Annotated in this window: 32 protein-coding genes and 1 tRNA gene; 17 read left to right on the top strand and 16 right to left on the bottom strand. The window is 68.7% G+C overall.

Annotated features, from left to right (window positions below; all coding sequences use genetic code 11):
- The first annotated feature begins 8 nt into the window (after nucleotides 1–8).
- A complete protein-coding gene (locus tag IE307_RS41360) occupies nucleotides 9–386 on the top strand; it encodes an antibiotic biosynthesis monooxygenase family protein (RefSeq protein ID WP_191304950.1) in 378 nt (125 codons plus the stop codon).
- Here the strand turns inward: IE307_RS41360 and IE307_RS41355 are convergent.
- Complete coding sequence (locus IE307_RS41355; RefSeq protein WP_191304949.1) at nucleotides 370–1044, bottom strand: tetratricopeptide repeat protein; 675 nt, start codon at nucleotides 1042–1044, stop codon at nucleotides 370–372. The genes IE307_RS41360 and IE307_RS41355 overlap by 17 nt on opposite strands.
- A 93-nt stretch (nucleotides 1045–1137) precedes the next feature.
- On the opposite strand from IE307_RS41355, the gene IE307_RS41350 reads away from it, so the two are divergent.
- The 6 genes from IE307_RS41350 (at nucleotide 1138) to IE307_RS41325 (ending at nucleotide 5774) form a co-directional block, all read left to right on the top strand.
- Nucleotides 1138–2523: a glycine--tRNA ligase gene (locus tag IE307_RS41350; RefSeq protein WP_189159985.1), complete on the top strand. Its 1386-nt coding sequence runs from the start codon at nucleotides 1138–1140 to the stop codon at nucleotides 2521–2523.
- A gap of 75 nt (nucleotides 2524–2598) precedes the next feature.
- Entirely contained in the window at nucleotides 2599–3294 is a 696-nt protein-coding gene (locus IE307_RS41345) for a hypothetical protein (RefSeq protein WP_191304948.1), read from the top strand.
- Entirely contained in the window at nucleotides 3291–3611 is a 321-nt protein-coding gene (locus IE307_RS41340; RefSeq protein ID WP_191304947.1) for a hypothetical protein, read from the top strand. The genes IE307_RS41345 and IE307_RS41340 overlap by 4 nt, the downstream gene beginning before the upstream one ends.
- The gene (locus IE307_RS41335; protein WP_191304946.1) at nucleotides 3608–4375 is read left to right on the top strand and encodes a hypothetical protein; all 768 of its coding nucleotides are present in this window, start codon (nucleotides 3608–3610) and stop codon (nucleotides 4373–4375) included. The genes IE307_RS41340 and IE307_RS41335 overlap by 4 nt, the downstream gene beginning before the upstream one ends.
- A complete protein-coding gene (locus tag IE307_RS41330; protein WP_191304945.1) occupies nucleotides 4375–4878 on the top strand; it encodes a hypothetical protein in 504 nt (167 codons plus the stop codon). Before IE307_RS41335 ends, IE307_RS41330 begins: the two co-directional genes overlap by 1 nt.
- A gap of 14 nt (nucleotides 4879–4892) precedes the next feature.
- Nucleotides 4893–5774 carry a hypothetical protein gene (locus IE307_RS41325; protein ID WP_191304944.1) on the top strand — a complete coding sequence of 294 codons (882 nt, stop codon included), beginning with the start codon at nucleotides 4893–4895 and terminating at the stop codon, nucleotides 5772–5774.
- Here the strand turns inward: IE307_RS41325 and IE307_RS41320 are convergent.
- Together IE307_RS41320 and IE307_RS41315 are read right to left on the bottom strand one after the other, a co-directional pair.
- Entirely contained in the window at nucleotides 5719–6597 is an 879-nt protein-coding gene (locus tag IE307_RS41320) for a serine hydrolase (RefSeq protein WP_191304943.1), read from the bottom strand. The genes IE307_RS41325 and IE307_RS41320 overlap by 56 nt on opposite strands.
- A 16-nt stretch (nucleotides 6598–6613) precedes the next feature.
- Nucleotides 6614–7345: a Type 1 glutamine amidotransferase-like domain-containing protein gene (locus IE307_RS41315; RefSeq protein WP_191304942.1), complete on the bottom strand. Its 732-nt coding sequence runs from the start codon at nucleotides 7343–7345 to the stop codon at nucleotides 6614–6616.
- 140 nt (nucleotides 7346–7485) lie between these two features.
- Between IE307_RS41315 and IE307_RS41310 the strand changes: the two genes are divergently transcribed.
- From IE307_RS41310 to IE307_RS41295, 4 genes are all read left to right on the top strand, one after another.
- On the top strand, nucleotides 7486–8070 hold the full coding sequence (locus IE307_RS41310) for a YdcF family protein (RefSeq protein ID WP_191305016.1): 585 nt from the start codon (nucleotides 7486–7488) through the stop codon (nucleotides 8068–8070).
- Nucleotides 8070–9308 carry a deoxyguanosinetriphosphate triphosphohydrolase gene (locus IE307_RS41305; protein WP_191304941.1) on the top strand — a complete coding sequence of 413 codons (1239 nt, stop codon included), beginning with the start codon at nucleotides 8070–8072 and terminating at the stop codon, nucleotides 9306–9308. The genes IE307_RS41310 and IE307_RS41305 overlap by 1 nt, the downstream gene beginning before the upstream one ends.
- 237 nt (nucleotides 9309–9545) lie before the next feature.
- Complete coding sequence (locus IE307_RS41300) at nucleotides 9546–10553, top strand: serpin family protein (RefSeq protein WP_229905563.1); 1008 nt, start codon at nucleotides 9546–9548, stop codon at nucleotides 10551–10553.
- Between the two features lie 79 nt (nucleotides 10554–10632).
- Nucleotides 10633–11151 (top strand): Scr1 family TA system antitoxin-like transcriptional regulator, encoded by a 519-nt coding sequence (locus IE307_RS41295; RefSeq protein WP_191304939.1) that lies wholly within the window; start codon nucleotides 10633–10635, stop codon nucleotides 11149–11151.
- On the opposite strand, the gene IE307_RS41290 is transcribed toward IE307_RS41295, so the two are convergent.
- On the bottom strand, nucleotides 11148–11324 hold the full coding sequence (locus IE307_RS41290) for a hypothetical protein (protein ID WP_157512840.1): 177 nt from the start codon (nucleotides 11322–11324) through the stop codon (nucleotides 11148–11150). The genes IE307_RS41295 and IE307_RS41290 overlap by 4 nt on opposite strands.
- An 82-nt stretch (nucleotides 11325–11406) precedes the next feature.
- Between IE307_RS41290 and IE307_RS41285 the strand changes: the two genes are divergently transcribed.
- Both IE307_RS41285 and IE307_RS41280 read left to right on the top strand, forming a co-directional pair.
- The gene (locus IE307_RS41285) at nucleotides 11407–11964 is read left to right on the top strand and encodes a carboxymuconolactone decarboxylase family protein (protein ID WP_191304938.1); all 558 of its coding nucleotides are present in this window, start codon (nucleotides 11407–11409) and stop codon (nucleotides 11962–11964) included.
- A 4-nt stretch (nucleotides 11965–11968) separates the two neighbouring features.
- On the top strand, nucleotides 11969–12781 hold the full coding sequence (locus IE307_RS41280; protein ID WP_229905562.1) for a class I SAM-dependent methyltransferase: 813 nt from the start codon (nucleotides 11969–11971) through the stop codon (nucleotides 12779–12781).
- A 3-nt stretch (nucleotides 12782–12784) separates the two neighbouring features.
- Here the strand turns inward: IE307_RS41280 and IE307_RS41275 are convergent, their stop codons facing one another.
- Nucleotides 12785–13657, bottom strand: coding sequence for a sigma-70 family RNA polymerase sigma factor (locus IE307_RS41275; RefSeq protein WP_191305014.1), 873 nt, complete (start codon nucleotides 13655–13657; stop codon nucleotides 12785–12787).
- 26 nt (nucleotides 13658–13683) lie between these two features.
- Between IE307_RS41275 and dnaG the strand changes: the two genes are divergently transcribed.
- From dnaG to IE307_RS41260, 3 genes are read left to right on the top strand one after another with little or no spacing between them, the layout of a single operon-like run.
- Nucleotides 13684–15573 (top strand): DNA primase, encoded by a 1890-nt coding sequence (dnaG, locus tag IE307_RS41270; protein WP_191304937.1) that lies wholly within the window; start codon nucleotides 13684–13686, stop codon nucleotides 15571–15573.
- Complete coding sequence (locus IE307_RS41265) at nucleotides 15573–16073, top strand: hypothetical protein (protein WP_191304936.1); 501 nt, start codon at nucleotides 15573–15575, stop codon at nucleotides 16071–16073. Before dnaG ends, IE307_RS41265 begins: the two co-directional genes overlap by 1 nt.
- A gap of 25 nt (nucleotides 16074–16098) precedes the next feature.
- Nucleotides 16099–16839 carry a trans-aconitate 2-methyltransferase gene (locus IE307_RS41260; RefSeq protein ID WP_191304935.1) on the top strand — a complete coding sequence of 247 codons (741 nt, stop codon included), beginning with the start codon at nucleotides 16099–16101 and terminating at the stop codon, nucleotides 16837–16839.
- A 6-nt stretch (nucleotides 16840–16845) separates the two neighbouring features.
- Here IE307_RS41260 and IE307_RS41255 read toward each other — a convergent pair whose 3' ends face one another.
- On the bottom strand, nucleotides 16846–17148 hold the full coding sequence (locus tag IE307_RS41255; RefSeq protein WP_191305022.1) for a hypothetical protein: 303 nt from the start codon (nucleotides 17146–17148) through the stop codon (nucleotides 16846–16848).
- Between the two features lie 143 nt (nucleotides 17149–17291).
- Here IE307_RS41255 and IE307_RS41250 point away from each other — a divergent pair.
- Nucleotides 17292–17364: transfer RNA gene (locus IE307_RS41250), tRNA-Asn, on the top strand.
- Nucleotides 17365–17489: 125 nt separating this feature from the next.
- Here the strand turns inward: IE307_RS41250 and IE307_RS41245 are convergent.
- From IE307_RS41245 to IE307_RS41200, 10 genes are all read right to left on the bottom strand, one after another.
- On the bottom strand, nucleotides 17490–18671 hold the full coding sequence (locus IE307_RS41245) for a site-specific integrase (RefSeq protein WP_191304934.1): 1182 nt from the start codon (nucleotides 18669–18671) through the stop codon (nucleotides 17490–17492).
- Nucleotides 18671–18853 carry a helix-turn-helix transcriptional regulator gene (locus IE307_RS41240; protein ID WP_191304933.1) on the bottom strand — a complete coding sequence of 61 codons (183 nt, stop codon included), beginning with the start codon at nucleotides 18851–18853 and terminating at the stop codon, nucleotides 18671–18673. Before IE307_RS41240 ends, IE307_RS41245 begins: the two co-directional genes overlap by 1 nt.
- Entirely contained in the window at nucleotides 18850–20211 is a 1362-nt protein-coding gene (locus IE307_RS41235) for a replication initiator (RefSeq protein ID WP_191304932.1), read from the bottom strand. Before IE307_RS41235 ends, IE307_RS41240 begins: the two co-directional genes overlap by 4 nt.
- 116 nt (nucleotides 20212–20327) lie before the next feature.
- Nucleotides 20328–21149 carry a hypothetical protein gene (locus tag IE307_RS41230; RefSeq protein WP_229905560.1) on the bottom strand — a complete coding sequence of 274 codons (822 nt, stop codon included), beginning with the start codon at nucleotides 21147–21149 and terminating at the stop codon, nucleotides 20328–20330.
- A gap of 40 nt (nucleotides 21150–21189) precedes the next feature.
- Nucleotides 21190–21375 carry a hypothetical protein gene (locus IE307_RS41225; protein ID WP_191304931.1) on the bottom strand — a complete coding sequence of 62 codons (186 nt, stop codon included), beginning with the start codon at nucleotides 21373–21375 and terminating at the stop codon, nucleotides 21190–21192.
- A 2-nt stretch (nucleotides 21376–21377) separates the two neighbouring features.
- On the bottom strand, nucleotides 21378–21704 hold the full coding sequence (locus tag IE307_RS41220; RefSeq protein WP_191304930.1) for a WhiB family transcriptional regulator: 327 nt from the start codon (nucleotides 21702–21704) through the stop codon (nucleotides 21378–21380).
- Complete coding sequence (locus IE307_RS41215) at nucleotides 21701–22207, bottom strand: hypothetical protein (RefSeq protein ID WP_191304929.1); 507 nt, start codon at nucleotides 22205–22207, stop codon at nucleotides 21701–21703. The genes IE307_RS41220 and IE307_RS41215 overlap by 4 nt, the downstream gene beginning before the upstream one ends.
- 67 nt (nucleotides 22208–22274) lie before the next feature.
- A complete protein-coding gene (locus IE307_RS41210; protein WP_191304928.1) occupies nucleotides 22275–23642 on the bottom strand; it encodes an FtsK/SpoIIIE domain-containing protein in 1368 nt (455 codons plus the stop codon).
- A 99-nt stretch (nucleotides 23643–23741) separates the two neighbouring features.
- Complete coding sequence (locus IE307_RS41205) at nucleotides 23742–23960, bottom strand: hypothetical protein (RefSeq protein WP_191304927.1); 219 nt, start codon at nucleotides 23958–23960, stop codon at nucleotides 23742–23744.
- A complete protein-coding gene (locus IE307_RS41200; protein WP_191304926.1) occupies nucleotides 23960–24226 on the bottom strand; it encodes a hypothetical protein in 267 nt (88 codons plus the stop codon). The genes IE307_RS41205 and IE307_RS41200 overlap by 1 nt, the downstream gene beginning before the upstream one ends.
- Nucleotide 24227 lies beyond the last annotated feature (1 nt).

Below are 24227 nucleotides of genomic sequence, written 5' to 3'. Positions count from 1 at the left end.
CTTGCACCGTGCTGCTGGTGTGCCGATTCCGCGTGTCCGACCCCGAGACGTTCATCGTGCGCGCCGAGCAGGCGCTGGCGCTGCTGACCGCGCAGCCGGGGTGCCTCAAGGGCACGCTCGCGCGGTCGACCGACGAGGACGACCGCTGGGTGCTGACGGTCGAGTTCGAGTCCGTGGTGGCCTACCGGCGGGCGATGTCGCCGTTCCCCGTGCGCGAACACGTCATCCCGCTGCTGTCCGAGGCGCTGACCGACGAGCCCGCGATGTACGAGCCGACGCTGACCAGCGCGGACGGCCAGGTCGAGACGCACACGAGCGTGCTCGCGCAGGACGCGTTCACGGTCCGGCTCGGCGAAGCGGCCGGTCCGGCTACGCCTCGGCGATAGCCCGCATCTCCTCGACCCACTCGTCCTGCGAGTCGTGGGGGAGCAGCTCGAGGGCCCTGCGCGCGGCCTGCGAGGCCTCCTCGGTGCGGCCCAGCGCGTGCAGCGTCTTGGCCTTGCCGCTCTCCGCGTACGCCTCGGGCGTCCTCTCGAACGCCTCCAGGGCCTCGTCGAAGCGGCCGTTCTCGAAGTAGAACCAGCCGAGGTTGTTGTGCAGCGGGCCGAGCCAGCGCACCAGCGCGGGGTTCGCGACGACGATCTCGAGGCCCTGCTTCGTCCACTTCTCCGGGTCGTCGACCAGCGAGGCCATGTGCGCGGCGTCGACGGCCAGTGACAGGTCACCTCGGGTCTTGGCCAGGATGAACGCCGCCACGAACAGCGGTTGCGCCGCCTCCGGATCACCGCCGGAGCGGTGCAGCCTGCCGCGTTCGAGCAACGCCCGCACCCGGCCCGTCGAGTCGGGGGCGACGAGCGTCTCCGCCTCGTCGACCAGACGGTGACCTGCGGCGAAGTTCTCCCGCAGGCCCTCGACGCGGGCGAGCTGCGTCAGCACCTCCGCGCGCTCGTCGTCGGTCGTCACGTCACCGAGGAACGCGCGGAACCTGGCCTCGGTGCCGTCCAGGTCGGCGAAGTCCCACAGCTCTCGCAGCCGGTCTTCCATTCCTGCAGGGTAAGGCTCCGGTCGCCCGTTCGGGGCATGACGTGACGGGCTAGGCTTGAGGCCCCGATTCTCATTCCCCCGATGGAGTTCCCCTTGCCCGCCGATCGCATCGAGACCGTTGTCAGCCTCTGCAAGCGCAGGGGGTTCGTCTACCCGTGCGGGGAGATCTACGGCGGTACCCGCTCGGCATGGGACTACGGCCCTCTCGGCGTGGAGCTCAAGGACAACATCAAGCGCCAGTGGTGGAACTTCATGGTCCGCGGCCGCGAGGACGTCGTGGGCCTGGACTCGTCGGTCATCCTGCCGCGTGACGTGTGGGTCGCCTCCGGTCACGTCGAGGCGTTCGTCGACCCGCTCGTCGAGTGCGAGTCGTGCCACAAGCGGTTCCGCGCAGACACGCTGTCCGAGGAGTACGCGGAGCGCACCGGCAAGGAGGTCGCCGAGGGCGACGTCTCCGACGTGCCGTGCCCCAACTGCGGCGTGCGCGGCACCTACACCGAGCCGAAGATGTTCAACGGGCTCTTGAAGACGCACCTCGGTCCGATCGAGACCGAGGAGGGCCTGCACTACCTGCGCCCCGAGACCGCGCAGGGCATCTTCACGAACTTCCTGAACGTGCAGACGACCTCCCGCAAGAAGCCGCCGTTCGGCATCGGCCAGATCGGCAAGTCGTTCCGCAACGAGATCACGCCGGGCAACTTCATCTTCCGCACCCGCGAGTTCGAGCAGATGGAGATGGAGTTCTTCGTCGAGCCGGGCACGGACGAGGAATGGCACCAGTACTGGATCGACGAGCGCACCCGCTGGTACACGGACCTGGGCATCTCCAAGGAGAACCTGCGCCACTACGAGCACCCGAAGGAAAAGCTGTCGCACTACTCGAAGCGGACGGTCGACGTCGAGTACCGCTTCCAGTTCGGCGGCCAGGAGTGGGGTGAGCTCGAGGGCATCGCGAACCGCACCGACTTCGACCTCACCACGCACTCGAACCACTCGGGCGTCGACCTGTCGTACTTCGACCAGGCCACGAACTCGCGCTTCAAGCCGTTCGTCATCGAGCCCGCGGCCGGCGTCGGCCGCCCGATGATGGCGTTCCTGCTCGAGGCCTACACCGAGGACGAGGCCCCGAACGCCAAGGGCGGCGTGGACAAGCGCGTCGTGCTCAAGCTCGACCGCCGGCTCGCCCCGGTCAAGGTCGCGGTGCTGCCGCTCTCGCGCAACGCCGACCTCTCGCCCAAGGCCCGCGACCTCGCGACGGCCCTGCGCCGCAACTGGAACGTCGACTTCGACGACGCCGGCGCCATCGGCCGCCGCTACCGCCGCCAGGACGAGATCGGCACGCCGTTCTGCGTGACGGTCGACTTCGACACGCTCACCGACCTGGCCGTGACGGTGCGGGAGCGCGACACGATGTCGCAGGAGCGCGTGGCGATGGACCAGCTCGAGTCGTACCTGGCCGCGCGCCTGGTCGGCTGCTAGTCCGGACTGCTCCGTTCGGCCGCACCCGCTGCTACGCTGTGAAGTCGATCAGTCACAGCGCAGGGGGTGTCCGGGGTGGTCGAGGACAACCGCAGATGGGGCTTCGAGGAAGCCGAGGACTGGGAGTACGAGGCAGGGCGGCGTGCCACACCGCCGCCCGGCCGACAACCGGATGACGCCGATGCCTGCGTGGGCACTGACGCGAGCGGCGCCGTGTCAGTGGCCGTCGAACTCGACGGCCGGGTCCGCGCGGTCAGGCTCGCCGCGCAGTGGCGCGACAGCCTCGACCAACGTGCGCTGGACACCGCCGTGCTGAGCGCGGCCAACGACGCGACCATGCAGGCGTTGTCGCGTTCGACGGCGGCTCAGGGGGATCTGACGGCCGTCGAGCCGCCCCTCGTGAGCCGTGAGGTGGACGAGACCCCGTTCACCCGTGATGACGCGATGCGGCTGTTCGACGCTGTGAACGCCGAACTCGCCGCGTTCACCTCCGACCTCGACCGGCAGGTGAACTCCGCCGTGCGCGCCGAGAGCCGTGGCGGGCACGTCCGCGGAGTCGGGCAGTCAGGCCAGGTCGTCCGCTTCGAGATCGACGACCGGTGGGTGCACGCCGCCCCCAACCCCGAGATCGAGGGCGAGCTCGCCGAGGTCCTGCGCGCGTTGCACGACGGCGGTGCGCCCACGTCGCAGCCCGCCGGGCCGGCCATCGCGGAACTCCAGGCGCTGGCGAGTGATCCGGCGAAGCTGCTGCGGAAGGTGGGGCTGGCATGAGCGACCTGATGATGGCACTCGACGCACTGCGCACGGACGCGGGCCTCTGGTCGACGGCCGCGGACAAGGTGCAGGCACCTCAAAGCGCCATCGGCGGACTGACGCTGACCGGTCACGACGTATCGATGTGGGCGGTCGACCGCGGCCTCGACCGCACGTACGAGAACGGCCGGGTCGTCCTCGAGGACCTGCTGCGCCAGGCGATGATTGCGTTCAACGGCCTCGGTGACAGTCTGCGCGCCGCCGCCGACACCTATGAGCGCGAAGAAGCCGCGAACCTCCACGACATGAACCGGCTCACGGGGGAGCTCAAATGACCAATCCGCTGGTGCTGCAGGCCAAGGAGAAGGTCGAGGACGTCGACCGCAACATCAAGCGGTTCTTCGACGTCGTCAACGCCACGCTGAGCTGGGTGCCCCCGCCGCTGCAGTGGGTCATCGACAAGGTCCAGGACGGCATCCGCTGGCTCAACCAGAAGATCTCCGAGTTCTGGGCCAGGGTGAACCAGCTGTTCGACCAGCCGGGTGACTCGGACCGGCTGCGTCAGGTGGGCACCGGCTGGGTCGAGCAGGTCGGAAACAAGCTGGGTGACATCGCCGGCACGGTCACGCTCGACAAGATGCGCACGAACGTCGAGTGGGAGGGCAAGGCCGCCCGCGCCTACTCGGCCACGGTGCCGCCCCAGTCACAGGGCCTGACCGCGGTGAAGGACGTCGCGAACCAGATGCGCGCCTCGCTGAACAGCCTGGCGAACTCGATCGACGCCTTCTGGATCGCGATGGGCGTCGCCTTCGCCACGTTCGTCGTGGCCGCGGTCGGCGCGATCGCCGCCGCCTGCACGGTCGTCGGCACGCCTGCCGCCGTCGCCGCCATCGCAGGTGGGCTGACCGTCGCGATCGGCATCGTCGGCGCCACGATCATGGCGTTGGAATCGCACACCAACACGATCGAGACCGAGCAGAACGCGATCATGCAGAAGATCCACGACATCGGCCGCGAGTGGACCATGCCGAACACCGGGGACATGGGCGACGCCAGCGTCACTGACGGCGACGGCTCGGATTGGAGAGTCGGCAATTGATGATCGTGGGCCAAGGGCCGCCACCGCAGTGGGTCCGGGTGCCCGCTGAGCGCGTCCAGTGGATCAGGACGCGGCTCGCCCTGACGGGGCTGCCTCTCATCGGCATGGCGCTCGTGTTCGGGATCGTGCTCGTCGCCGTCGGGCTGACCCTGCCCACCGCTCGCAGCCCGATCAACGTCATCGGCGTGATGACGGCCGGGATCGGCGCGTTCTGGGGGATCTTGTCCGGCGTGAGCCTCGCGACCGCCCGGTCCTGCGCGCGGGGTGAGTACGTCGACGTGAACGGCGCTCGGCTGGTTCGCCGCCTCCTCGGGGCGTGGTGGGGTGGTGCGATCTTCTGTGCGATGTTCGCTTGGTTCTGCGAGGTGATGGCGTTGACCAGCGAGACCCGGCCGGTGCCGTTCACCGCCGGGTCCGCCGTGTACCTCGCTGTGCTGGGGCTGCTCGTCGTGCTGGGCGGGGTGGCGTTCTTCACCGCGCGGAGTGTGTTGCGGGCAGGCTGACGCAACGCTCCCGCGTGCCCGCGCGTGTAGAAGGCGTGACGGGGGAGCAGTTCCGCAAGCGGGGCGTGGCGCAGGCGGTGGCCGGTGCGGCGCTGGTGGCGTGGGTGGTGGTCGTCGCCGCGGTGGCCGAGACCGGGAGTCCGCGGGTGCTCGCGGCCGCCGCGGTGAGCGGTGGGCTGGTGTGCCTGTGCGCGCTGGCCGGGGGAGCGGTGGCGACGCGGGTGGCCGACGGTGGGTCGGCGACTCGGCTGCGGCACGTGTTCGTGGTGCTGGAAGGTACGGCGCTGGCGCTCTTCTTCCCCTTCTACTGGTTCGCGTCCGGGGTCGAGCCGGTGGGGGAACCGGGCGCGTTCGCCCTGGGAGTGGTGCTGGTGCTCGCGGTGCCGGTGGTGGCCGCGCTGGCACTCGCCCTGTCGAGCAGTCTCGCGGCGCACCGGCTCGTGGTCGACGAGTCCGGGCCGCTCGTGCCCGACTCGCTCGCGGCCGGGCTCGCGCCGCGGATCAGGGTGCTCGGCACGCTGCTCGTCGTGGCCGGGGGCGTGTTGTCGGCCGGTGTGGTGGCGCTCGCGGTGCTGTCGCCGTCGCAGTGGGTGCTGCTGGAGGTCTTCGGCCTGGTGGTGACGTTGACGCCGGTGGTGCTCGGGCTGTCGCTGACGCGGGTCAGGGACGTCTACTCGGCGCGGCGGCGCAACGTCGGCGCGTACATCGTCGTTCCCGCCGCGGCCGGGTACGCCGCGGCCAGGCTCGCGTCCATCGGTGGCGCCGCCGGGATGCTGTTCGGGGCGTTGGTCTTCGGGGCGATCGTGCTGCTCGTGGGCGCGAACCTGGTGGTCCGCGAGTTCACGGGCGAGCGGGACCGGCCGTGGCGTCCAGCTTCGCGAGGAGAGCGGAGGTGACGGCGTTGATCGACTCCCTGGCCGTGGTCCAGTTGCCGGTCGGGTTCGTGGTCAGCACGGCGACGGCGTAGCGGTCGTCGAGCACTCCGGCGCTGTGCAGGTAGACGTCGCTCGGCAGGTAGAACATCCAGCCCTGCTTGGCGTAGGCGCCGGTGACGCCGAGCAGGCCGAACGCCTGGTCGAAGCCGTCGGCGGCGGTGGCGGTGGCGGACGACAGGGCCGCGACGACGGCGTCGCGCTGCGGTGAGGCGAGGACGTGCTGGTAGAGCCGCACCATGTCGTTCGCGGTGATGACGACCTCTCCCCACTGCGAGGGGTCGTCAGGGGCGTGAGTACCTGTAAGCCCTGCCTCGGCGGCGACGCGGCCGATGGCGCCCATGCCGTCGAACCTCGTCCACAGCACGTCCATGGCGTTGTCGTCGCTCGCGCTCAGGGCGCGCCGGATCAGGTCCTGGTCCGCGTCGGACAACGGCTGCCGCAGCGCGTCGAAGGCGAGGATCAGCTTCGACAGCGACGCCGAGTAGAACGGCTTGTCGCCCTGTGCGGAGACCACCTGGCCGGTCTGCAGGTCCAGCGCCGCGACGCCGACGTCGGACGCGCCTCCGGCTGCTGCAATCTCCGATATATCAGCGACTGATATATCGGATATTGCACTGGTATCCGATATATCAGTGTCGCCGGGGTCGAGTGAGCCGTCGCCCGAGTCCAGCACGTCGGGACCGCGCGATATATCGGCTGCGGGCTTGCCGTGAGCAAGGCACGGCGATGCGTCCGGGATGGCGAAGACCGCCGTCACGAGGAGGAGGATCAGAGCCCAGCGCACACTTCCAAGGTCCGCGTCACAAGGCCCTGGTGTCGAGCTTTTCCTCCTGTGCGGTTCCTGAAGAATCGTCCCTGACCACCACGTATGCGCCGGAACCGGCACGTTCCGTCACGGCTTCGACCAACTGAGTGCCCCGGTACAGCAGGCCGGCGCCGTCGTCGGTGCAGTACGTCGTCGGCAGCACCCCGGCGGCCACGGCCTCGTGGATCTTCGGGCGGCGCTGCTCCTCGGAGTCGTAGTGCACGCCGTTGCCGTGGGGCAGGAAGCCCAGGCCGTTCGTGACGATCCGGAGGTCCGGGCCGAACGAGTCCGTCGCACCGCCCGCGTGCCAGCAGATCGAACCCGCCGACACGCCGCTGAGCACCACGCCCGCCTCCCACGCCTTGCGGAAGACGGCGCCGAGGCCGTGCACCTCCCACACCGCGAGCAGGTTCGCCACCGAACCGCCACCCACCCAGATGACGTCGCAGGACAGCACGTAGTCCTCGAGGTCGTCGGTCGGCGGCATCGTGAACAGGTTCAGGACGGACACGTCGACGCCCGCGACCCTGCCCGCCTCGGCCATGTTCGCGTTCATCGCCCGCTGGTCGCCGCCCGCGGTGCCGACGTGGCACAGGCGCGGCGCGCGGCCCTGCACGCCGGACAGGTCCAGGGCGAAGTGGATCAGCTTGTTGAACTCGACGAGGGTCCGGCGCCCCGAGCGCAGGCCTCCGGACGTGGCGAGGATCGTGGGCTGCTCAGCAGGCATGACGATGATCCTCGCAGGGGCGTCAACGCGACACCCGCCCGGTCTGGAACCATGCAGGTGTGCGGACCACGCCCCTCAAGCCACTCGCCAGGATTCGCCGGATCGTGTTGCGCCTCGTCTTCGGGGCGTTGGTCATCGGCATGCTCGTGGGCGGCGGCACGGCGTTCCGCGTGTGGCAGGTCGCGCGGGTGGACGACTGGACGAAGGCCGACATGGCGATCGTCCTCGGCGCCGCGCAGTACAACGGCGTCCCGTCCGACGTGCTTGCGGCACGGCTGGAGCACGCGCTCGGCCTGTACCAGGAAGGCGTCGTCAGCTACATCGCCACGACCGGCGGCCGTCAGCCCGGCGACAACTTCACCGAGGGCCAGGTCGGCAAGCTCTGGCTGGTCAAGCGCGGTGTGCCGGAGGACAGGGTGCTGCAGGTCGGCGAGGGCGCGGACACGCTCGGGTCGCTGCGGGCCGTCGCGTCGGTCGCCCAGGAGCGCGACCTGAAGACCGCCGTGATCGTCAGCGACCCGTGGCACTCGCTGCGCGCCCGCACGATGGCCGAGGACGCCGGTCTGCACGCGTGGACGTCCCCGACCCGCAGCGGCCCGAACGTGCAGACGCGCGAAACGCAGTGGTTCTACATCAAGCGCGAGACCGGAGCATTGCTCTACTACCGCTTGATGAAGGCCCACGCCGGCGTGTTCGACGAGCTCAAACTCCCTAAAATCGGGTGATGGGATACACCGGCCACGACGCGGAGCGCCTGCTCCCCGAAGACCCCAAGAGCGCCGCGCTGCCGGGTGCCCGCATCGAGAAACGCACACCGTTCTCCCGTGACCGCGCCCGCGTGCTGCACTCCGCGGCGTTGCGCAGGCTCGCGGGCAAGACCCAGGTCGTCGGCCCCGGCGAGGGCTCCGAGGTCACCGGTGTGCCGCGCACGCGCCTGACGCACTCGCTGGAGGTCGCGCAGATCGGTCGCGGCATCGGCGAGGAACTGGGCTGCGACCCGGACATCGTCGACACGGCCGGCCTCGCGCACGACATCGGTCATCCGCCGTTCGGGCACAACGGCGAGAGGGCGCTGAACGAGATCGCCGGCCCGTGCGGGGGTTTCGAGGGCAACGCGCAGACGTTCCGCATCCTCGCGCGCTTGGAACCGAAGACCGCGCACGGCCTGAACCTCACGCGCGCGGTGCTCGACGCGTCGACGAAGTACCCGTGGAAGCGCACGCCGGGCATGGTGAAGTTCGGCGTGTACGACGACGACCTCGAGGTGTTCGAGTGGATGCGCGCGGGTGCGCCCGAACGCGAGAGGTGCGTCGAGGCGCAGGTGATGGACTGGTCCGACGACGTGGCGTACTCCGTGCACGACGTCGAGGACGGCGTCCTGGCCCACCGCATCAGTCTCGGCGCGCTGGCCAGTGCCGAGGAACGCGCCGCCATCGCGTCGCTCGCCGCGAAGACGTTCTCCGACGAGTCGGTCGCGACGCTCGAGGCCACCGCCGAGGAACTGCTGAAGCTGCCGGTGATCGCGTACTGGGCCGACCACGAGTACGACGGCTCGCTCGGCGCGCAGGTGGCGTTGAAGAACCTGACCAGTGAACTGGTCGGCCGTTTCGCCTCCGCGGCCGTCACCGCGACACGTGCCGTGCACGGCGACGGGGCGTTGACGAGGTACGGCGCCTCGCTGGAGATCCCGAGCCAGGTCGCGGCGGAGGTGGCGCTGCTCAAGGCGATGGCCGTGCGGTACGTGATGAGCGACCCCGCGCGCCTGGCCATGCAGGCCGACCAGCGCGACCTGATCACCGAACTCGTCACCCGTCTGCTGGAACGCCCGGAACTGCTCGACCCCGCGTTCCGCCCGGTGTTCGAGGCCGCTTCCTCTTGCGCCGCACGGCTTCGCGTCGTCATCGACCAGGTCGCGCTGCTCACCGACGCGCAAGCCGTGGCCTGGCACCGCGCATCGGCGTAGCTTCGAGGGCATGGCGGACGAATCAAGACCGCCAGGCCGACCATGGCCGTGGCGGAGACCGAGCAGGGAAGCCGTGCCCGTGGGCTTCGACGACCAGGGGGACGACGACGGTTCGGCCGGTGTGCGCGAACCCCGCCGCCCCAAGCCTTCCGGGCCGATGGGAGGAGCGGGGGAGCGGCCCGTCCCGGACGATCCGATCGTGATGGCACTGCCAGACCCACGTCATTAGGAGCCTCTGTGACCGATCAGGCCGACTTCGCCCTGAACCTGCACCGCGTCGCCGTACCTGATCCGTCCTCGAACGCGTGCTGGTCGCCGTTCTCGGTGGCCAGCGCGCTCGCGCTCACCCACGAGGCCGCCCGCGGCGAGACCCGTGCCGAACTCGACGGCCTGCTCCAGGGCTTCGACGCCTCCGACGCGCTCGACGTGCCCGAGTTGGCCGTCGCGAACACGTTGTGGGCCGACGACGACCTGACGCTCAACGCGGACTTCTCACTGGCCGGATCGGTGCGCCGCACGGCGTTCTCCGACCCCGCGACGGTCCGCAAGCTCGTCAACACCGACGTCGCCGAGACCACCCGCGGCCTCATCCCCGAACTGCTGGAGGACGCGCCGCCCGCGGACGCCGCCGCGATCATCGTCAACGCCCTGTACCTCAAGGTCGGCTGGCTGAACCCGTTCTCGAACTGGGAGACCGCGCCGAAGCCGTTCCACGCGCCCGGCGGCGACGTGGACGTGCCGACGATGAAGGTGACGGAGAAGTTCCGCTACGCCCGCCACGACGGCTGGCAGACGGTCGTGCTGCCCGCGGACTCGGGCGTCGAGACCGTGGTCCTGCTGCCGGACGAGTCGCTCGACCAGCCGCTGCCTGCGTCCGCTTTCACCGCGCGGGACTTCACGCGGCTCGAACTCTCACTGCCCAAAGTGGACGTACGGGCGAAGTTCAACCTGAAGAACACCTTGCGGCAGCTGGGAGTCGAGCGCATGTTCGCGCGCGACGCCGACTTCTCCGGCCTCTCACCGGACGAGCGGATGTTCGTGGACGACGTGGTGCACGAGGCCGTGCTGCGGCTGGACGAGGAGGGTCTCGAGGGCGCGGCGGCCACCGCGGTCACGTTCCGGACGGTGTCGATCGAGATCCCCGTCGACCCGGTCGTGGTGACGGTCGACCGGCCGTTCCTGCTGGCGGTGCGGCACGCTCGGTCCGGCGCGATCTACTTCCTCGCGCAGGTTGCCAGGCCGTAACCAGTTCCGGGGACCATTCGCCCTGTAGGGCGGGCGTTTCGCGCGGCGAGATCATGATCATGGGCTTACCGTTCTGCGCATGACCCAGCACGGTGCCGGCGAGCAGCTCGTCGTGCTCGCCGCGGCGGGCGCCACGAGTATCACCTGCTTCAGCGGCGTCACCGTTCCCGTCCTGCTCAGAACCGAGTGCTACGCGAAAGAGCTGGCCAGGGCCCTGGGCTTCGCCCCGACGCCCGATCTGCAGCCGGACAGCGTGTTACCCCGATGCGTGTTCTTCATCCACGAGTACGCGCTGCAAACCGTGGTCGGGGGTGACAGGCTGATGGAGGACCAGGTCCTGCACCTGCTGTTCCACGCGCCGTTCATCCGGATCGTGCCGGCCAGCGCGGGCGGGGCGGCGGCGGTCGGGCTCGACTACGCCCTCATCCAGTACGAACACGAGCCGCCGCTGGTCTACCTCGCGAACTGGACGCTCGCCAGCGACACTGCGACCGTCGAACGGGCGGTGCAGATCTTCCAGCGCATGCACGCCGTCGCGCTCGACAACGAACGGTCGCGCGACGTGCTCATGGAGTACGTGGCCGTGTACGACCGCTAGGGCGTGTTGCGGCGCAGGAACAGGCGCATCCCGTCCTCGCCCGGCAGCGCGCACAGCAGCAGTTTGACGTTCTGGTGCCGCACCGGGACCGCACACGAGTCGCCTGCCAGCAGCGTTCCCGCCAGCAGGCCGGCCGACTCGTGGTCGATGTCCAGCACGAAGTCGTTGCTCATGCAGGGACCCTATGAGCAGACCGGCTCGCGCCCCAGTCACCCAAAGGTGTCACGTTCCGGCGGGCCGTCCCGTCCAGTGGGCATGACGAGGATCAGGGGAGTTGCCAAGAAGGACGCGGGCCCGCTGCTCAAGGCCGTGTACTGGTTCGCGCGGCGCGAGTTCGGGGCGGTGCCGGAGCCCGTCACGGTGATGGCGCACCACCCGAAGCTGCTGATCGCGAGCGGCCGCCACGAGCTGGCGGTCAAGAAGGCGGTCCACGGGCCGTTGTTCGAGCTGTGCGTCTACCGGACCGCAGTGCAGCTGGGCTGCTCGTGGTGCGTGGACTTCGGCGCCATGCTGATGAAGCACGGAGGCCTCGACCTCGAACGCCTCAAGCACATCGACGACTACGCCACCTCACCGCTGTTCACCGACCTAGAACGCAAGGCGCTCGCCTACGCCGACGCGATGACCCGCACGCCGATCACCGTCACCGACGAGCAGATCGCCGAGCTCGAGAACCTGCTGGGACGCAAGGAACTCATCGCCCTGACCTACCAGATCGCGCTGGAGAACCAGCGAGCCCGGTTCAACAGCGCGTTCGACATCAAAGATCAGGGATTCACCAGTGGTGACGCCTGCCGCGTCCCGACAGACTAGGGAGGTGGAGAAGATCGCACTGACCGGTGCGCAGGAGACCATGCTCGCCACGCTGTACGGCCGGGCCCTCGACAGCGAGCGGCCCGCGTCCGTGCTGCACGACGACGAGGCCAAGCGTGCCGTCGACCGCATCGACTACGACTTCGGCAAGACCGGGATGAACACGACCAGCGCGGTCGGCGTCGCCATCCGCGGCCGGGTGCTCGACGACTGGACGCGCGAGTTCCTGCGCCGCAACCCGTCCTGCACGGTGCTGCACCTGGCCTGCGGGCTCGACACCCGCGCGTACCGGGTCGAACGGCCGGGCACCGTGCGGTGGATCGACGTCGACATGCCCGACGTCGTGGCGTTGCGGCACAAGCTCCTGCCCGAGCCCCGGGGCGACTACCGGCTCGTGGCGTCGTCGGTCACCGAGGAGGCGTGGCTCGCCGAGGTGCCCGCCGACGGCCCGGTCGTCGCCGTGTTCGAGGGCCTGTCGATGTACCTCACGCAGCAGGAGGGGCACGCGTTGATCAGCCGGATCACGAACCGGTTCCCCAGCGGTGAGCTGCTGTTCGACGTCTACGGCTCGTGGGGGATCAAGCTGCAGAAGCTCGTGCCCGCCGTGCGCAACGCCGGCGCGACGTTGCACTGGGGCGTCGACGACCCGCGCGAGATCGAGGCGCTGCGGCCCGGACTGACCACAGTGGACGCCTGGCGCAGCGTGGACCTGCCGCACGCGGACGCGTTGCCCAGGTCCGGCAGGGTCCAGATGAAGGTCGTCAGCGCCATCCCGAAGCTCCGCGACGTCGGGAAGCTGCTGCGGATGCGGTGGTGACCGTCAGAACGTGACGTGGGTGAGCTTGTCCGGGTTCGCGATGTCGTAGACCGCGACGACCTTGCCCTCGTGCACGGTGAACGTCGTCACACGTGCCGTCACGTCGCCGTACGCCGGCGTGGTGAAGCCGAGTTCGCCGTTGACGAACACGGGCCGGTGCTCCTCCGGGAACCCGTACTTGCGCATCAGGCCGAGGAAGAAGCGGGCGACCTTGTCCGCGCCGGTGACCGTGTTGACCGCGGTGCGCACCTTGCCGCCGCCGTCGCCGATCATCACCGCGTCCGGGTGCAGCAGTGCGAGCACGCTGTCGATGTCCCCGCTCGCCATGGCCCGCATGAACTTCTCCAGCACCTCCTGCTGCTCGGCCAGCGCCGCGCGGGGCGGCGGCTCGGCGTCCGCGACGGCCTTGCGGGCGCGGGAGGCGTGCTGGCGGGCCGAGGCCTCCGAGACCTGCAACACATCGGCGATCTCGTTGAACGGCAACGAGAACGCGTCGTGCAGCACGAACGCGACGCGCTGGTCGGGCGTGAGCCTGTCGAGCACCACCAACGCCGCCATCCGCACCCCGTCGGCGCGCACCACGCTCGCCAGCGGGTCGTCGTCCTCACCGGTCGTGAGCAGCGGCTCCGGCAGCCACGAGCCGACGTAGGTCTCCCGGCGCACGGCGGCGGAACGCAACCTGTCGAGGCAGATGCGGCTCACCACGGTCGTGAGCCAGCCGCGCGCGTCCAGCACGCCCTCGGCCTTCGCGAACTTCGGCCACGCCTCCTGCACGGCGTCCTCGGCGTCGGCGAAACTGCCGGTCAGCCGGTACGCGACGCCGATCAGGTGCGTCCGGTGGAGTGCGAAGACGTCGGCGGTGGTCACGGTCGGCAGTTTGCCAGGGGATTAGACTCGGGGACGTGGCAGGACGCATCAGGGAGAGCGACATCGCGTTGGTGCGTGAGCGCAGCCGGATCGACGAGGTCGTCGGTGACCAGGTTTCGCTGAAGCGGGCCGGCGGGGGCGCCCTCAAGGGGTTGTGCCCCTTCCACGACGAGAAGTCGCCGTCGTTCAACGTGCGCCCGTCGCACGGCACGTTCCACTGCTTCGGCTGCGGCGAGGGCGGTGACGTGATCGCCTTCGTGATGAAGGTCGAGCACCTGTCGTTCGTGGAGGCCGTCGAGCGGCTCGCGGACAGGGCGGGCATCCAGCTGGTCTACGAGGGCGGCGGCGCCACGGTCCAGCGCGACCGGGGCACGCGCAGCAGGCTCATCGAGGCGCACAAGGCGGCCGCCGAGTACTACGCCGAGCAGCTCGCGACGCCGGAGGCGCAGCAGGCGCGCGAGTTCCTGGCCGAGCGCGGGTTCGACGAGGCCGCGGCACGCCAGTTCGGCTGCGGGTTCGCCCCCGGCGGCTGGGACAAGCTGACGAAGCACCTGCTCGGCCGCGGGTTCGAGCTGCAGGAGCTGATCAAGTCGCAGCTCACCAAGGAGGGCCGCCAGGGGCCGATCGACCGGTTCCACCGGCGGTTGCTGTGGCCGATCAAGGAGATCAGCGGCGACGTCGTCGGGTTCGGCGCGCGGCGGATCTTCGACGACGACCCGATCCAGGCGAAGTACCTCAACACCAGCGAGTCGATGATCTACAAGAAGTCGCAGGTGCTGTTCGGGCTCGACCAGGCCAAGCGCGAGATCGCCAAGCGCAAGCAGGCGGTCATCGTCGAGGGCTACACCGACGTGATGGCGATGCACCTGGCCGGAGTGCCGACGGCGGTCGCGTCCTGCGGCACGGCGTTCGGCACCGACCACATGAACGTGCTGCGCAGGCTGCTGATCGACGACGACGTGAACGGCGAGGTGATCTTCACCTTCGACGGCGACGAGGCGGGGCAGAAGGCCGCTTTGAAGGCGTTCGAGGGAGAGCAGCACTTCTCCGCGCAGACCTACATCGCGGTCGCGCCGGACGGCATGGACCCGTGCGAGCTGCGGCAGGCCAAGGGCGACGTGGCGGTGCGCGACCTGGTGGCGCGGCGCATCCCGTTGATCGAGTTCGCGATCAAGGCCCAGCTCAAGGCGTACGACCTCGACTCGGTGGACGGCCGCGTCGAGGCGCTGAAGAAGATGGTGCCGTTCGTCGGGCAGATCAAGGACCGCGCCAAGCGCGACGGGTACGCGACGCGCCTGGCCTGGTGGGTCGGCTGGGACGACGAGGCGATGGTCGTGCGCCGGGTCCGCCAGGTCTCCGGCGGCAAGACGCCCGCGGTCCCCGCCGCGCGCGTCGACCCGAACCAGATCGCGCTGGGCGTGGAGGTCGACGGCCCGCCCCGGCCGAGCCCGCGCGACCCGAAGCTGATCTTCGAACGCGAGGTGCTCAAGATCGCGCTGCGGCTGCCCGAGTACGCGGGGCCGCTGTACGACTCGCTGCCGGACGAGGCCTTCACCGACCCCGCGTACGTGGCGCTGCACAGGGCCATCCGCGACGCCGGCGGCGCGGCCTGCGGGCTCGCGGGCACGGCGTACCTGGAGGCGATCTCGCAGGCGTGTTCGCACGCGTCGGTGCGGTCGGTGCTGACCGAGCTCGCGGTGGAACCGCTGGCCGTCAAGCAGAACGACGAGTTCCGCTACGTGTCGATGGTGATCGCGCGCCTGCAGGAGGTGCAGGTCGGCAAGCAGGTCGAGGACGTGAAGTCGCGGCTGCGCCGGCTGTCGCCGATCAAGGACGCCGACGAGTACCGGGCGCTGTGGGGCGACCTGGTGGCGCTGGAGGAGTACCGCAAGGCGCTCCTGCAGCAGAGCGCGGGAGTGCTGTAGTGGGATTGCTGCGACGGCTGTTCGGCAACGGTGCGCCGGACGGGTTCACCGGCTCGCTGGAGCCTGAGGAGACCGTGATCGCGCACGCGCCGGTGACGAGCGGCGGGCACCTCGTGGTGACGTCGCTCGGGCTGTGGGTGCCGGGGGAGTCGCCGCGGCGGATCGGCTGGCACCTGATCAGCAAGGTGAAGTGGGAGGGCGCGCTGCGGGTCGTGGAGGCCTCCGAGGCCTCCACCGAAGGGCCCGTCGTGCTGCTGGAAGACCTTCCCGCGCACCGGTTCGCGCTGGAGGACCCCCGGAAGGTGCTGCGGGCGATCAGCCAGCGCGTCGAGGGGTCGATCCGGCACCGCGAACGCGTCGAGTCGCCGGGCGTGTGGATCCTGCAGCGCAAGATCCCCGGCCGTGACGGCGTCGTGTGGCAGGCACGCGGCGATGCGGGCGTGGATCTCGCCGCCGTGCGCGAGGCCGTGTCGGCGTTCGCCGCGAAGCTTGCGGGCTAGCAGTACGCGTGTACTGTTAGTTGGCATGTGGGATCCGGCGCAGTACCTGGCCTTCGCCGATCACCGGGCGAGGCCGTTCTACGAGCTCGTCGGGCGCGTGCGCGCCTCCGAACCGCGTCGCGTGGTGGACGTGGGCTGCGGGCCCGGCAACCTGACCGCGTCGCTGTCCTCGCGCTGGCCGGGTGCCGTGATCGAGGCCTTCGACTCGTCGCCGGAGATGGTCGAGGCGGCGCGTGCGGCCGGCGTCGACGCGCGGGTGGACGACGTGACGACGTGGGAACCGTTGCCGGACACCGATGTCGTGGTGTCCAACGCCGTTCTCCAGTGGGTCCCGTCACATCCCTCGATCGTGTCGAAGTGGGTGTCGGCGCTGGCTCCGGGCGCGTGGCTCGCGTTCCAGGTCCCCGGCAACTACTCGGACCCGTCGCACCGCCTGATCCGTGAGGTGGCAGGCCCGTCGCTGGAGCACGTCTTCCGTGCCGAGAAGCCGGTTCTGAAGCCGGTGGAGTACGCGGACCTGCTCGGCGACTGCGCCACCGCGGACGTCTGGGAGACGACGTGCGTGCAGCGGCTGTCCGGCCCGGATCCGGTGCTCGAATGGGTGAGCGGCACGGCTCTGCGCCCGGTGCGCGCGGCGCTGTCCTCAACGGACTGGGACGCCTACGTGGCGGAACTGGCGCCGCGGCTGCGCGAGGCGTACCCGCAGCGAGCCGACGGCACCACTTGGTTCCCCTTCAGGCGGATCTTCGCTGTCGCCCAGGTGTGAGTCCTGTCACGCCCTCGGCGTCGCCGGAGGCGTGAAGGCCTTGCCGTTGCTCTCCTCCTGGTGGCGCCACGGAGCCTTCTCCGCCGCCTTTCCCGCAGCGTCTGCGGCCTTTCCGGCCGCGTCCGCCGCCAGGTCCTTGGCCTGAACCGCGGCTTCGAAGGCCTTGTCCTTCGCCTGGGCCGCCGTCTTGCGCACCGTCGGGTTCGCGGTGAAGCGGTTCCAGAGGCGCGCGATCTGGTCGTAACGCGCCCGTCCGGCCTTCGCGCCCAGCACGTAGCCGATCGCCGCACCCACCAAGATGCCCTTCATGTGGCGTCTCCTCTCGCATCGTGCCTGGTCAAGCCCTGTGTTGCCGCCAAGTGGGGGGTCCTTGCAAAACCCCTTTCGCGACTCATGTAGAGTTACCCACTGTCAGGAGGAACCAAGCCTGACAAGCTAGAACAACAGAACATTCCCCCATAGCTCAATTGGCAGAGCATGCGACTGTTAATCGCAGGGTTACTGGTTCGAGTCCAGTTGGGGGAGCGTTAACGCAGGTGAGGCCCCGTCCGATGTGGACGGGGCCTCACTGTTTTCCGGGGAATCCATGCTTTATCCACGGGATTCGTCGCGACTCAAACCGGCCGCCATCAGGTCAGACGCGTTGACGCTTAAGCATCAAAAGTGGATCGGTCTGTGTGCTCCGTCACTGCGATGGGCTCCAGAACCTTCGCTGCTCCGGTCTTGGCCACCTTGCGCTTGAAGTAGTTGTCTTGGGTCATGGACACCTTGGCGTGGCCGAGCTGGTCAGCCGCCGCACGAGCCGACAGGCCCGCGTCGTCCATCATCGAGGCGACCGTCTTGCGGTACACGTGGCTGGTCACCCAGGCGTAGCCCGCCGCCGTGAAAACCTCCTTCAGATCGGCGTTGGTGTTCGAGGGGTCCCGCAGGCCGCCCATCGGCGCGGGGAAGATCGGTTCGCCGGGGGCTGGATTGGCTGGCCTGCGTCGCCGCAACATGGCCACCGCCCACGACGGCAGCTCCACCGTCCGATAGCCACTCTTGCTCTTGGGCTTGGGCTTGAGCACCAGGCCGACGCCACGGACCCGGATCACGATCGCGCGGACTTCCACGGTCGCGGCGTCCAGGTCAACCGCGTCCCAGACGATCCCCGCCGTCTCGCCGATGCGGAAGCCGGTTGCGAGCATCATGTCCGTGAAGTCGACAAGATCCCGCGCGACTGCCTTGGGATCAGCGGCGATGAACGCGCGCAGTTCCTGAGCCTGCTTCAGCTCCAGAGCACGAGCGGGGTTGGAATCGCTCTCGATCCGGCGCACATCACGAACCGGGTTGCTGTCGAAAGCGTCGTGCCGCGTGGCTAGGCCAAGCACTCCACTCAGGACGGTGCGGGTCATCTTGGCGACCGCGTTGCCGTTCTTCTCCACCGTGTCCTTGACGACACGGTCCACTCTGGACACAGTGACCTCGGACATCCGCAGTTCGCCAAGCGCGGGAATGATCTGCTGGTCGAGGCGGTCCCGATACTGGCTACCGGTGTTGGGCGACTTCTTGCCCGACTGGACCTCAGCGTCGATGTCAGCGAACCACAGTTCAGCAACGGCCTTGAACGTCGTGTCCTGAGTGATCTCTGCCGAGGCGTCGATCCTGCCACGGTCGCGCAGGGCTTCCTTGAGCTTCGTTGTGGCTTTCGCGCGGGTGGCTCCCGTGCGTTCAACGGGCCGTGTGACGCCGTCATAGTCGCGGTAGAGCGTGACTGCCCGCCACTTGCCGTTAGCTGCCGGGTAGCACCTGATCTCACCGTGCGTGCCGATCGGCAGACGTGGGCGCGCCATCACGCGGCCTCGGGCTGTGCGTTGAACCACGCCATGACTACCTCAGGGTCGTAGCGGACGTACTTGCCCACTTTTCGTCCGGTAGGGCCGTAGTGCTTTGTGCGCCACTGGTAGAGGGTCTGCTTGGGAACGTCGAGGAAGGCGGAAACCTCATCGATGCTCCACAGCTTGTTTTCGCTCATCGGCGTTGCTCCTGTTCGTACTTGCGTCGTCGGTCATCGCGGATTCGGCCGGCCAGTGCGGCGGCGAGTTCGCGTTCGGCGTCGGTGTCGTAACCGTTGCCCTGGTAGGCCCAGTCGTTGACGACGAGGACCGAGTCGGCTTCGAGGCCGAGGCGCTCGAGGGTTTCGGCGTGGCGGAAGTCGCGACGTTCGTCGCGAATGGACTTGAACGTCGTGGAGTAGTGCTTGGACTTGCTCAGGAAGTGGCCGCGAAAGCCGAGCATGTGAGCCCAGCGGCGCATCTTGAGTTCGGCGTACTGCGGCAGGCCGCCGAGGTCCCACGCGGTCTGCATGATGCGGCGGTGGTGCTCGCTGACCTTGGCGTGGTCGATGCACAGTTGCGAGCGGATCGGCCGGTCGGTGCCGTCGGTCTTGCCGGTGGTCTTGGTGGCGTACTTGGCCACGTAGGCGGCGAGGCGGGTCTCACTGATCGAGCCGTCTTCGTCTTCGACCTCGTGAGCCTGAGTCGCTCGGATCGGACGGACGTCGACCTGGGAGCCCCAACGCAGATCGAGCGCGACGCCGTCCGGCCGGGGCACGGTGAGCCTCACGGAGGCTGTAGCGGCCTTGATGCAGGCGTCCAAGAGTTCACTCGTGACCCACGACGGCGTGCGGTCAGAGGGGCCGTCAGGGCCGTCTACGCGCACCACGGCGTGGAAGTGCACCAAGCCGCGCCGTTGGTACTCGGCAACCTTGGAGTAGGACAGCCGGGCGTGACCGGCGAACTCGCGAGCCTTGAGCCCTGCCGCGTGTGCGAGTTCGCGGATCAGGGCGATGCGCAGACGGTGCCACAGTGCCCCTGCGTTGGCCTGCCAGAGCACCGAGCCTTCGTAGTCGTAGGTGCCGGGGTCGATCGGCGTGCCCAGGCGCGGGTCTGCCTCGTGGTGGTACTCGCCGCAGCCGGTACAGGGCCGGATCTTGCCGCTCTTCATGATCGCGCGGTTGTGGACCGGACCGAAAGACGGGGCGGTGAAGGTGGCGAACGCACGGGGCTTGTCCGTGACCGTGGTCGGGACGCCCTTGGAGCCGCCAGCAAGGCCCGCGTGCATCAGGTGGTAGGCGTCAGCGGCGTAACGGTCCGAACAGGACGGACACACGGCCGAGCGCCGGTTGCCGCACGGAACCATGATGTCGCCGCCGTGGTGGGCCAGCACCTTGCGGGTGGTGACGTCGTGCAACTGCCACGCGCCGAACAGGCGGACCGGTACGGCGCACCCGTTGGTAGCGGTGACCTTCTTGCGCCAGTCGTGGTAGCCGGGTGAGGCGAGCTTGCGGGCGATGCGGTCTTCCAGGGTGGTGTAAGGGTCGGCAGGCAGCATGAGGCGCACCTCCTTTCGTTGCAGGGCCTGAAATGCGAGAAGGGCGGGACACGACTGGGGGTCTGTCGTGTCCCGCCCTCATGAGGAGCAGGCGAGGGGATGTCCTGCTCGAAGTTCTAGGCGGCGAGCTGGCCAGCGACGCGAGCGGCGAAGTCCGCGGGGACCCGCACCAGCTCGGAGACCTCGGTAGCGGTGAGTGGGCGTTCGAGTTCTTTCATGCGCGCGTTGAGCGTGGCGCGCATCTGGGGAGGCAGCCGCAGGCCCACGAACGGATCGAGGCTGACGCTGTTGACCGGGCTGGCAGCCGCAGGTTCGGCCGGCCTTTCCGGCTGGGTCTGCTGGAGGGCGACGTCGCGCATGGCTGCCTCTCGCACGGCCATGCAGCGTTGCTGAACGATCGGCATGACCTCAGCCAGCAGGAACACCACCACGGGGATGACGACGTGCAGGAACACGTTGCCCGAGCTGACGCCGCCCTTGGAAGGGGAGAACGCGGACCAGACGTTGGTGACCAGCGTGGCGGCCAGGAGCAGCCGCTTGAGCTTGATCACCGGTCCGTCGTCGACGCGCTGGCCACGTGCGAGCATCTCCGACTCCCACCGCAACAGCGTGATCAGAATGCCCGCGAGCGCCGGTTCCACCAGCCAGGCCCCCCACCACAGTGGGTCGGTGACGGGGAGGCGTCCTGCGAGGAAGTCGTGCACGCCCGTGGTGGTGAACCCGAGTCCGATCGCGAGGAACCACCACAGCGACCGACTGACCGAGACCCGCAGACGGTCGGCGGCGACCACGGCCAGCAGCGGATCGGTGGCCAGCGCGTGCACGTCGCGTGCTTCGTCGAGCTGGTGCCGCAGCCGCCGCACAGCCCGAGTCGGTTCCGGACGAGTCCCTTCCGGACCGTCCACGGCCAGTTTCTTGTTGCTTCCGAACAGCTTCACGAGGGTTCACCTCCTTTGAGGGTGTGGGGTTGGCACGGGACTAGCGGCCGTGGGCGGCGCGCATCAGTAGCCGTCCGAGCAGGAACAGCTCAGCGGTCAGCACGATCGCGCCGACCCAACCGACGATCAGCCACATGAGGCCGATGCAGGCCAGCACCGTCAGGCCGAGGCCGATCAGGCGGGCGGGGGTGTTGCGCTTCACGGGGATGACGAGTTGGACGCTCATGGTCAGGCTGCCTTTCGGTTGGTGCGCGGGTAGTAGGTCTGGTTGCGGTTCGATCCGGTGGTGCCGCCGACGACGCCGGAGGTGTAGAAGCGCCGGGAGCGGGTCTTGCTCTCCCAGTCGGTGATGTCCGCGCGGCACTGGACGAGGACCGGGCAGGAGGCGCAGAAGTCGAGCGCCTCACCCGTGGATCCGTTGTCGTAGAACAGTTCGGTGTCCGCACCGGCGCACGCGGCCTCAGCGCGCCACTCGGCAGGCTCACCGGACGGGCCGAACAGGGCAAGCATCAGAGCGCGCGTGCCGACGTAGCCGGGGTGGTCGGCGGGGTTCACGCGACCACCCCTAGCGCGCGATCCGCAGCGACGTTCTCAGAGGCCGCTACGGTGCGGGCGTGAGCAACCAGTCCGGTGAGCTGGTCGAACGTGGCGTAGTCGGACTTGCCGTAGAACAGCATCGGCAGTCCGGGTAGGAACGCGAATCGGTTCGGGAGCGGCGAGGGCTGGTCGAAGTGCTCAACCGTGCCGCCGAGATCAAGCACGGGAGCCGAGCACGCGAGGCCGATCGCCGGACCCGAGCCGCTGCGACCGGTTGCAGCGAGCCGCAGTTCGTCGCGTCCGTCGAAGGTGAGGCCGATGTTCAAGTGATGCAAGGTCGCCGTCCACGACAGCACGGCTGCGAACCGGTCCACCGGCAGCCCCGAGGTGAACTCGGCGTGCACCGACCGCGTCTTCGTGAAGATGACCAGGCGATCCGGGCGCGGCAGATTGTGGGTGCGGATGTGTCCACGGAACGTCCTCAGTAGCCGGTCGAGCGAGCGATTTCCGTTGGCAGGCATGACAAACAGACCTCCTTACAAGTGGGATGAGCGTTGTGAGTCTTTGACGCTTAAGGGTCAAAGATGACTAGGAGACGGCGCGGAGAGTGGTCGGTGCCTTCACGTACGACACCAGTTCGGAGCACTGCGCGTCGTCGGTGTAGGCGACGCGGATGCGGCGAGGCTGACGCGTCTTGGGAGCACGGGCGAAGCCGATACCGGCGTACTCCTCACCTTGCGGGAGTTCGTCGGCGACCGCACCACGTGCCCGCATTCCGTCACCTAGGACCATGTCCGGGTGGCTGGAGCTGGAGGCACGCAGACACACGCGATGCGGCAGCAACTCGCGTACCGGCACGGTGTCCTTGGTGGGTTCCTGCACCAGCGCTTCAACCACGTCATGCGTGGTGCGGCCAGTGGAGGCGATGATTGCGGTCTGACCGCAGATCGAGTGAGCGAAATCGGACTGGTAAGCCATCGTGTAGCCGATCTCATCGAAGATCAGCCAGTCAATCGGGAACTCGTGGCTCACCGGAGCCTTGCGCAGCTTGGCGCGTTGCATGCGCTTCTGCTTGCGCTCCATGTTCCCGACGAAGGAGTCGAGCAGCTCCATGCCGTCCTTGGGGTTGTCGGCGTAGCGACCGTCCAGGATCGGCTTGAGCCAGCTCCACTCCATCATCTTCGGGTCGATCACCCACGGTCGGACCAGACCCGCCCGGATGAGCGGAGCCGCCGCCCGCAGTCGCTGCGCCGGGAGGCTGTTCTTGCCTGAACCGGTCTCGCCAGCGCGCAGGAAGTGCGTGCCGAACAGCGGTTCGCGGTACTCACGGCCGAACTCGTCCTCACCGACGTACAACGACATCGGGTCGACTTCCGCGACCTCTTCGGCCAGTTCAGGCGAGGGGATGGCGAAGGTGAACGGCTCATCGCGTTGCACGATCATCGTCACCTCACCGGGCGCGGTGCGTTCCATCGCGACGCGTTCGGCCTTGAGCGAGTCAGCCAGATCGTCCGCAGCGTCGATGAACGCTTTCGCCGACATGCCCAGCACCAGGCTGACCCGGACCGTGTCCACGGAGGACGACCACGAGCGCACCCGGATCACGCGCGGTACCAGGATCTGTTTGGTTCGCGGGTGTGTCCGCGTCAGCCCGCAGGAACTCATCAGGTTCCGCCAGCTGCGACCCGAGTAGGCACCGGCCCATCGACGCTTCCAAGCGCGCAGCACCGGAGCGGCGTAGGTGTCGAAGGTGTCCGGGTGCGCCCGGTACCAGGCACCGACACCCGCAGCAGCACCACCGAGCACGGCACCGGTCGCGGTTGGGCCGAACTCTCCCAGCGCACCGAGCAGCATCGAGGGGGCGACGATCGAACCGGGGTGTCGCACCGCCCACACCACAGCCGCGAACTCGCGACCCTGCGGACGATCGGACTTGTTACGAGAGCGCTTGGACATGGTTGATTCCCTTCAGTTGGTTGTCGGGTGGGTAGAACGACGAAGGCCGACCAAGTCCGCACGGTTGGCGGATTCGGCCGGCCTTTGCCTCGAACGTGACTAGCGGCGGCGACGACGCTTGCGGCGCTCCGCGGCTTCCTCGTCGAGCAGCACACGGGCGTAGGACATGTGCGTGGTCAGCGTCGCCACCGACCGCGCAAACTGGTCGTGCAGACCCTTGAAGCCCTCGCGACGAACCGGGACGCCTTTGAGCGCGATCCGCAGCTGGGACATGGACTTGCCCACGTCCTCCAGGGCGTTGTTGAGCTGGTGAGACATCAGACCCTCCACTCACGAGACTTGAGCTCGATCTCGTACTTGACGGCGTGCGCCTTGAGGTCTTCCAGGTCCTTGCGAGCTTTGGTGAGCTGGGCCCTGAGTTCGTCGGGCTTCGGCACTCGCCAGTCACCCGGCAGGGCGTTCCCCGGCTTCATCCGACCGATCAGCGCCTCCAGCGGAACGAGCTGCTCCGTGGCGAAATTGATCGCGCCGACGAACTCGCCGTACTTCCTAATCGCGTGCGCGTTGTACGCCTGAACCACCATG

The sequence above is a fragment of the Lentzea cavernae genome (assembly GCF_014653695.1).
Lineage (GTDB): Bacteria > Actinomycetota > Actinomycetes > Mycobacteriales > Pseudonocardiaceae > Lentzea > Lentzea cavernae.
The sequence above is the reverse complement of the archived record's forward strand: the minus strand, read 5'-3'. Positions and strand labels throughout refer to the sequence as shown.